Here is a 1,550-nt window from a genome sequence, read left to right on the forward strand (position 1 = left end):
TGATCGAGATTAAATCGCGCATGCTATTGCCAATGAAGAAGGCTGATAGCGATGAAGAGGTTGAAGATCCACGTGCTGAACTGGTTCGCCGCCTCTTGGAATATGAGCGTATGAAGCTCGCTGCGCAAGAGCTGGATCAAATTCCGCAGCATGGGCGTGACTTCCAAATCGCTCATGGGTATGTAGACACTTCTGTTGCCGTCACCTGGCCTGAGGTCAATCAAGATGATCTACAAATGGCTTGGCGTGATGTGTTGCATCGTGCAAAACTTAATCAGCACCACACGATTACTCGTGAAGAACTATCCGTACGCGATTTCATGACACGCATTCTGCGTCGCTTACAAAGCACTAAATTCGTCGAGTTCGGCGAGCTATTCGAAGAAGCCATTAAGTCTGGCAAAGGCATTCCGATAGTAATCGTCAACTTTATTGCGATGCTAGAGCTCTCTCGCGAAGCCTTAGTTGAAATTACTCAGGCTGAGCCATATGCGCCAATTTATGTGCGTCTCGCCTATACCCCTGTTGCATGAAAATAATTAGCGATATACAAGAGTTGCGTGACCACTTACGTGGACAAAATCGCGCTTCCTTTGTGCCGACCATGGGCAACCTCCATGAGGGTCACTTATCTCTCATGCGCCTTGCCAGACAACATGGTGATCCAGTTGTTGCTAGTATCTTTGTTAACCGTCTCCAGTTTGGACCAAATGAAGATTTTGATAGCTATCCGCGCACGATGCAGGCAGATATCGATAAGCTGGAAAAAGAAGGTGTGTATATCTTATTTGCACCAACTGAAAGAGACCTCTACCCACAGCCCCAAGAGTACCGTGTAGATCCGCCACAGCAGCTAGGCGACATCCTGGAAGGGGAGTTCCGCCCCGGCTTCTTTAAAGGTGTGTGCACTGTTGTACTCAAGCTTTTGTCTTGCGTCCAACCCAAAGTTGCCGTGTTTGGAAAAAAAGATTATCAACAGTTGATGATTATTCGCCAGATGGCAAAACAATTTGCCCTCCCAGTCGAAATCATTCCTGGTGAAACTATTCGGGCTGAAGATGGCCTTGCCCTCTCCTCTCGCAATGGCTATCTCTCAGTTGAAGAGCGCGTAGAAGCGCCTGAACTGCAGAAGGCTTTAAAGGAAGTCCGGGCACGCGTAATGGACTTAAGCGAGCGCAATGCGCATTCATTGATCGAGATTGAAAAATTGGCAATAAATCTTCTCACTGGACGCGGCTGGCAACCCGATTACATTGCGATTCGCCAGCAAAGCGATTTAGCACCAGCCTCAGACGAAAGCTTGCAAGCTGGCGAGCCGCTGGTGATTCTGACAGCTGCCAAGCTTGGTAAAACACGTTTGATTGATAACCTAGAAATTTAATTTCTAGCTTGTTGTCGCTTATAGTGCGAAGAAGTGACCGATCTCTAAACTCAACTCTTTAGCCAATTCAGCACCCGTTACTTTTCCAGCAGCGCCTTTTGCCTTAAGGACTTCGATCTGCCCACCATGGCAGGCGACAAAGAATGAATCCAACGTAATTTGAGTGATT

At 47.6% G+C, this 1,550-nt stretch carries 2 protein-coding genes; both read left to right on the forward strand.

From position 1 onward, the window contains the following. The coding region (locus B7X71_RS16655; RefSeq protein WP_293601554.1) for a ScpA family protein at positions 1-533 on the forward strand (533 nt) is incomplete at its 5' end. Then, positions 530-1,381, forward strand: coding sequence for a pantoate--beta-alanine ligase (gene panC, locus B7X71_RS16660; protein ID WP_293601555.1), 852 nt, complete (start codon positions 530-532; stop codon positions 1,379-1,381). The genes B7X71_RS16655 and panC, both read left to right, overlap by 4 nt. Positions 1,382-1,550 lie beyond the last annotated feature (169 nt).

This window comes from Polynucleobacter sp. 39-46-10, assembly GCF_002282275.1.

What these genes read in the sequence shown, in the direction of transcription:
- panC (WP_293601555.1), top strand. Translation starts at nt 530, where the DNA reads ATGAAAATAATTAGCGATATACAAGAGTTGCGTGACCACTTACGTGGA.